This is a genomic window from Streptomyces durbertensis (assembly GCF_014156695.1).
In the GTDB taxonomy this organism is placed as follows: Bacteria; Actinomycetota; Actinomycetes; order Streptomycetales; family Streptomycetaceae; genus Streptomyces; species Streptomyces durbertensis.
Genome location: NZ_WMLF01000724.1, coordinates 1 through 1,532 on the forward strand (window position 1 = coordinate 1; position 1,532 = coordinate 1,532).

The window sequence follows — 1,532 nt, forward strand, 5'->3', positions numbered from 1 at the left end:
GTCTCTATCAGGTCGGAGGTGAAGACACCGCCGGCCTGGAGGTACTCGTTGTCCTCTTCGAGGGCGTCGAGGACGGCCGGGAGGGAGGTCGGGACCTGGGGGACGCCCGCGTGCTCCTCGGGGGCCAGCTCGTAGAGGTCCTTGTCGATCGGCTCGGCCGGCTCGATCTTGTTCTTGACGCCGTCCAGGCCCGCCATGAGGAGCGCGGCGAAGGCCAGGTACGGGTTGGAGGAGGGGTCCGGGGCGCGGAACTCGACGCGCTTGGCCTTCGGGTTGGCACCCGTGATCGGGATGCGCATCGCGGCGGAGCGGTTGCGCTGGCTGTAGACCAGGTTGACCGGGGCCTCGAAGCCGGGGACCAGGCGGTGGTAGGAGTTCACCGACGGGTTGGTGAAGGCCAGCAGCGACGGGGCGTGCTTGAGGATGCCGCCGATGTAGTAGCGGGCGGTGTCGGAGAGGCCCGCGTAGCCCTGCTCGTCGTAGAAGAGGGGCTCGCCACCGGCCCACAGGGACTGGTGGACGTGCATGCCGGAGCCGTTGTCGCCGAAGATCGGCTTGGGCATGAAGGTGGCGGTCTTGCCGTTGCGCCAGGCGACGTTCTTCACGATGTACTTGAAGAGCATCAGGTCGTCGGCGGCGGCCAGAAGGGTGTTGAACTTGTAGTTGATCTCAGCCTGGCCGGCGGTGCCGACCTCGTGGTGCTGGCGCTCGACCTGGAGGCCGGCGGCGCTCAGCTCCAGGCTGATCTCGGCGCGCAGGTCGGCGAAGTGGTCGACCGGCGGGGCCGGGAAGTAGCCGCCCTTGTAGCGGACCTTGTAGCCGCGGTTGCCGCCGTCCTCGATGGCGCCGGTGTTCCAGGCGCCGGCCTCGGAGTCGATGTGGTAGTAGCCCGCGTTGGCCTTGGTCTCGAAGCGGACGTCGTCGAAGACGTAGAACTCCGCCTCGGGGCCGAAGAAGGCGGTGTCGGCGATGCCGGAGGAGGTGAGGTAGGCCTCGGCCTTCTTGGCCACGTTCCGCGGGTCGCGGCTGTACTGCTCGCCGGTGATCGGGTCGTGGATGAAGAAGTTGATGTTGACGGTCTTGTCCCGGCGGAACGGGTCGAGGCGGGCCGTCGACAGGTCCGGTACGAGCGCCATGTCGGACTCGTGGATGGCCTGGAAGCCGCGGATCGAGGAGCCGTCGAACATCAGGTGCTCGGCCGGGTCGAAGGTCTCGGCCGGAACCGTGAAGTGCTGCATGACACCCGGCAGGTCGCAGAAGCGGACGTCGACGAACTTCACGTCGTTGTCCGCCAGGTACTTCTTGGTCTCGTCGGCGTTCTGGAACATCCAAGTCCTCCTAGGCCCGCCGCGAGGGGACGGGGTTTGCAGCTCTTGTCGCAGTACCAGTGCGGTGGCCTGCTGGCACGACCCTAGGCACCGGGCATTTCTCGGGCATGACCCACTTGTTTCGCCGATGTTAACCAGCAGGGGCGGCGGCGGGCGGTCATCGCGCCGGTGGGTCGCGGCTGCGTACGTTCGGCGGGCCTTCGG

Annotated in this window: 1 protein-coding gene; it reads right to left on the bottom strand. The window is 67.5% G+C overall.

Features of this window, described 5'->3' with window-relative positions; translation table 11 throughout:
* The coding region (gene glnA / locus GL263_RS26285) for a type I glutamate--ammonia ligase (RefSeq protein ID WP_182858233.1) at positions 1-1,328 on the bottom strand (1,328 nt) is incomplete at its 3' end.
* Between the last annotated feature and the right edge of the window lie 204 nt (positions 1,329-1,532).